This window comes from Bartonella sp. AP3QHHD, from assembly GCF_042195765.1.
Lineage (GTDB): Bacteria > Pseudomonadota > Alphaproteobacteria > Rhizobiales > Rhizobiaceae > Bartonella.
This window is the reverse complement of sequence record NZ_JBHIPC010000037.1, coordinates 1-5,244: the sequence shown is the minus strand read 5'-3', so window position 1 is coordinate 5,244 and position 5,244 is coordinate 1. Positions and strand designations below refer to the sequence as shown.

5 protein-coding genes are annotated in these 5,244 nt (G+C 38.1%); all 5 read left to right on the top strand.

The features are described 5' to 3' along the window. On the top strand, positions 1-1,413 hold a 1,413-nt coding region (locus ACFIL7_RS02040; protein WP_375683287.1), incomplete at its 5' end, for an HNH/ENDO VII family nuclease. 20 nt (positions 1,414-1,433) lie between these two features. Then, positions 1,434-1,919: an SMI1/KNR4 family protein gene (locus ACFIL7_RS02035; RefSeq protein ID WP_208438784.1), complete on the top strand. Its 486-nt coding sequence runs from the start codon at positions 1,434-1,436 to the stop codon at positions 1,917-1,919. Then, positions 1,916-2,485 carry an SMI1/KNR4 family protein gene (locus ACFIL7_RS02030; RefSeq protein ID WP_375683286.1) on the top strand — a complete coding sequence of 190 codons (570 nt, stop codon included), beginning with the start codon at positions 1,916-1,918 and terminating at the stop codon, positions 2,483-2,485. The genes ACFIL7_RS02035 and ACFIL7_RS02030 overlap by 4 nt, the downstream gene beginning before the upstream one ends. A gap of 54 nt (positions 2,486-2,539) precedes the next feature. Continuing rightward, the gene (locus ACFIL7_RS02025) at positions 2,540-3,127 is read left to right on the top strand and encodes an SMI1/KNR4 family protein (protein ID WP_375683285.1); all 588 of its coding nucleotides are present in this window, start codon (positions 2,540-2,542) and stop codon (positions 3,125-3,127) included. Positions 3,128-3,218: 91 nt separating this feature from the next. Continuing rightward, positions 3,219-5,244, top strand: a 2,026-nt coding sequence (locus ACFIL7_RS02020; protein WP_375683284.1) for a DUF6990 domain-containing protein, incomplete at its 3' end; no start/stop codon positions are given.

Here is a 5,244-nt window from a genome sequence, read left to right as displayed (position 1 = left end):
ACAGCGGAAGAGGAAGCGCGTATAAACGCAAAGATTGATGCGCAGTTTGCTGACTTTAGAGACCACACCATTGATGTTGCAAGGGCTGCTGGGGGCGTTGCCGCTGCCCTTGCCGGTGGCAATGTTGATGCCGGCGCTGATGCCGCAGGTAATGCCGCTGCAAATAACTTTTTGGGGAGTGCACAACGCGCTCAGATGAAGAAAGAGTTAGAAGAGTGCCCTGATGATCAGTGTCGAAGAGATGTTAACGAAAAATGGTTCGAGATTAGTGAAGAGCAAGATAGGATTTTTGGGATAGGTCTTGCGAAGGGTATGATTGTTGGTGCCGTAAAAGCAATAGGAAACGGAATATCTGAGACAGCTCATGACGTTAAAGAATTAGGATCGGCAATAGGAAACGGAATATATGCGACAGTTCATGACGTTAAAGAATTAGGATCGGCAATAGGAAACAGTTCAGTTGATGAGATCTATCAAAATGCCCTTCAAGGCGTTGGAACAGCAAAAGCTTGGGCCACGAGTGGGCATATATTTGATGATGTCTGGGAAGGTGCTGGTCAACTCTGGGAAGGAGTTGGTCAATTCTGGGGAGGTGTTAAGGATTCCTTTAGAGGGCGTATAGATCACATAAAGGATTCCTTTGGGGGGCATATAGATCACATACATGAAACAATGGAGAAAGGGGGGGATGGAGCATTCAGTGCTGGTGCTGAATCTGGCGAAATGCTAGGTAAACCATTAGGAGATGTGGCTTATATAGTGGGTTCTACAGTGCTTACTGACGGTGCTGTTTCAGCAGCCAAGGGAGGCGTAAAGCTTGCGGGAAAGCTTGTAGAAAAAGATCTCATCAAATTTGCTGCTAAAGCTGAAGAAGCGGCTATAACGGGAGCAACTAGTTCTGAAGTAAATACTGCGCATGTGGGGAAAGAAATCGCACAATCGCTAGAAAAAATGAGCGATGAAGCTATTGCAACTCAATATTTGGGGCAAGAGAGAAAATTCTGGTCAAAACCTATTGAGGTTGAGTTTGAAATAACTAACAAGGGAGAAAAAATTACTCAGACAAACAAAGTCTATCAGAGAGATGATCTGTTTGATCCTAACCAGATTGTTAGTTGGACAGTAAAAGGAAAAGAAGTAAAAGGTACAAATATTGAAAGGATGAAAACAGGAAGAGCACCTCTTGACTTTAATGAAAATCCCATTGAATTGCATCATATGCTGCAAACACATGATGGTCCCATAGCAGAGGTTACAAATGCGTTTCATAATAAACATAATTCAGTTATTCATATTAATCCTAATACAATGGGATCAGCTATTGACAGAGACCTATTCGATAAATGGAGGACGAAATACTGGAAGGAACGTGCTAAAGATTATGAAAAGAAAGATATAGCAACTAAAAAATAATAATTTATGGAGAACAACCTATGAAAACTTATACTTTAGCTGATGTTGTACAATTAATTGATAAAGTAAATAAATATGATGATGAGATTATCAATTTTGGTACTGCAGAGGATGCAGTTAGTGATGTACGGATTAAAGAGGCAGAAAAAACTCTCGGTTTACAGTTTACAACTTCTTATAAGGATTTTTTAAAAAATTATAAGGGAGGAGAAATTGGTTATGAGGAAATTTTTAGCATTTATAACGCAAGTTTTGAGGATCATCCTGCTGGTGATATTGTGCATAAAAACTTATATCATAGGAAACATGGTTTTGCGACATTAGAACAGCTTGTTGTCAGTAGAACTGATTTTGGGGAGACATTTTACTTTGATTATACTCAGTTTCAGGATGGTGAATGCCCACTCTACGTCAAGATTCCATCTGGAGCGTCACATTATTATGCAAGTAATTTTTATGAATTTCTCTGTAAAAGAATTAAAGAGCACGCAGGGGAAGATTTGTGAAAACCTATACCTTAGCTGATGTTGCAGTATTAGTTGATAAATATAATGATATTATCAATTTTCGTACTGAAGAAAATGTGGCTGATGATCTACGGATTGAAAAGGCGGAGAAAGCTCTCGATTTGCAATTCACATCTTCTTATAAGAGCTTTTTAAAAAAATATGTAGGAGGAGAAATTGGTGGTGAAGAAATCTTTAGCCTTTATAAGGAGTGTGGAGCAGATATCCCTGGTGGTGATATTGTTTTCCAAAACTTAAATGATAGAAGAGATGGTTTTGCAACATCAGAACAGCTTGTCGTGTGTTACGCTGATTTTGATGAAATTTTTTATTTTGATTATACGCAGTTTCGGGATGGAGAATGTCCAATCTATGTTATGTATCCATTGGATAATTGCGAATATTACGCCAGTAATTTTTATGAATTCCTTTGCAAAAGAATTAAAGTACACGCGGGAGAAGAGATACTTGATGGTGACCAACCAATTGAAAAGATTGAGAACACTCCCACTCCGCAACCTATCCCTTTTTACAAGAGCTTTTGGAAAAAATTATGGAAGAGGTGAAATTGATAGCGAGGAAATATGGAGCGTTTATAACGCAAGTTTTGAGGATCATCTATGAAAACCTATACCTTAGATGATGTTGCAGTATTAATTGATAAAGTGAATAAATATGATGATGAGATTATCAATTTGGGTAGTGAAGATGATGAAGAGAATGAAACAGATGATTTACAGATTGAAAAGGCGGAGAAAACTCTCGGCTTGCAATTCACATCCTCTTACAAAGTTTTCTTAAAAAAATATGGAGGAGGAGAAATTGGTGGTGAAGAAATTTATAGCCTTTATGGAGATTGTGGGGAAGGTATTCCTGCTGGTGATATTGTTTACCAAAACTTACTCGATAGAAAACATGGTTTTGCGACACCAGAACAGCTCGTTGTGAGTTATGATCTTGATGAAACCTTTTACTTTGATTATACGCAGTTTCGGGATGGTGAATGCCCACTCTATCTCAAGTATACATCTGAAGATTCTGAATATTACGCAAGTAATTTTTATGAATTTCTCTGCAAAAGAATTAAAGTACACGTGGGAGCTGAGATACCTGAAGGTGACCAACCGATTGAAAAGATTGAGAACACTCCCACTCCGCAACCTATCCCTTTTTACAAGAGCTTTTGGAAAAAACTATGGAAGAGGTGAAATTGATAGAGGAAATATATAGTCTTTCTAGAGAGCCTAAGTATTATACAAGTAATTTTTATGTAAAAGAATTACAGATCATGCTGGGGGAATGATGATGCAAACTAAAGATGTCACAGAGATTTTAAAAAGACTGGGCTGGGAGCCTTATCGTGATAACGTGGGGGATACTTTTGCGCATTATCATCTTCCCGATCGCATTGTCGGTATTGGCTATGGTGTAAAAAATTATGGAGAGAGTGGCAAAGAGTTTTTGCTTTCGGCTGATCTCACCACCGCTGCTTATTGTCTTGCTCGGGAATATTCTAGAGGTGAAAAATCACAGCATAAATATGGAGATGTGCTGTTTTACGCGAAGGAGGATTTTAATGTTAAAGCTCCGGATCTTTCCGAAAGCCATATCACAACCGCTTTAAACAAAGTGATTGCATGGGCGCAAGCACAGGATATTGAAAAAGAGTTGTGCGAGGAAGCTACTAATCATTCTGCCGTTGCACAAGCATTACTTGGTGATATGGAGGCTTTAAGGAGTGATAGATCTACCCCAAAACTATCTGTGCCAGAATTTGCTGATTATAAAACAATGACATCGGATGATCGCCTGCTTTTTTTTGCACAGGCCTATAAAAATGGGGAATTAGACGATATTCTAACGCGCAAGAAGCCAAAACAGCGCTCGATAAGTCTCACAGCAGCAATGCGCGTTCTTAAAACACAAGGGTGGTTTTCAACGGAACCTGGAAAAATGTGGTTGATTTTGCCCGACCGCTTTATTCAATTTGATTTTGGTTTTATACGTCTTCATGATAATTACAATGTCCGTATTGAAGCTGAAATATCTAATGAAATGATTTCTGTCGCTTGCAATTGTATTCACTATAGTAAGGAATATTGGTGTGTTTCTCCTAAAAATATTTATAATTCTTTTAATACGATTGGGGGGGGGGTTTTTAGTGGTTTTGGTAAAGGCATTGATATTTGTGTAGAGACATTAGATGAGCAAGAGCTTATCAAAATCTCTGAGCGGATAATACAGTGGGCACGTGCCCAAGATTTACAAGCATCAATAGAAAGCAAAACACGTGTTCAAAAGTATAGCTACAATATACGTATAGTCTGGCATTTGGCTTGTTTAGCATTGACAGGTCAAATTGATGTTCTGAAATCTTATCAAAATTTTTTAGAAGCCGGTAAGATTTCTGAGATTTTGGATGACCGTGAAGTAGAGAGATATATTAACCATGCCGTTCAATTTGCTGAAGAATATCTGAAAATCCTTAATGAGCGAAAAGCTATAGATGATCGTCTTAGTTTACAAGATTTGTCTTTTCTTAATACAGTTTCTGAAGACTTAAAAAGGATGGACTGGACAGTCTATCGTGATAAAAATTACAATTGCAATGCTTATTTTATAACGAAAGATCGTATCATTAATATAGTGTACGACCTTGATAAAAAAGGAGAGACACCATTTGTTACCTTCAAGGTTTCTCTTTCAACACTTGGTTTTTCTACAGCTTATCGATCTATTTTCATCAATACTCCCCAATATACCGTTCTTAAAGAATCAGAAGAAGTTTATGCAGTTTCTAGTACTGAATTGGATGAAGGCAAGCTGAAACAGATCAGTGCGGATATTTTGTACTGGGCTGATCGACAAAATGTGAATCAAATCATCTATGATTATGCGGCTTTGTCCCCAGACAGTGAATATGATTTTGCGAAGTTGCACCTTATTGCACTTATTCTTATTGGGGATGTTGAAAAACTCAAATTTTATAAGGAAAGTTTGAAGGATAAAAACTTTTCAGCTTTGATAAGGGAAAACATAGCACATATTATTGATAACGTCCTTGCTCTTGCACGCCGTTATCGGACTGGTTTTCCTAAAAACGCTCCGATTTTAAGCTTGGATCCGCAAACAGCATCTGTTGCTTCTAAAACAACTTCTGTTGAAGTGGCAGAGGAAGTGGATGAAGCGGATGACACTGATGATCGTCTCACTATGGAAAGTGCTCATGCACTTTTAAAAAGTCTAGGCTGGTCAACCGAGAAAATCAATGAGAATGACCATATGGCAAGCTATCAATTGGCTGATCGTGAAGTAGACATTCTTT

Coding starts and splice junctions, on each gene's coding strand:
- ACFIL7_RS02035 (WP_208438784.1), top strand. CDS start 1,434: ATGAAAACTTATACTTTAGCTGATGTTGTACAATTAATTGATAAAGTA.
- ACFIL7_RS02025 (WP_375683285.1), top strand. CDS start 2,540: ATGAAAACCTATACCTTAGATGATGTTGCAGTATTAATTGATAAAGTG.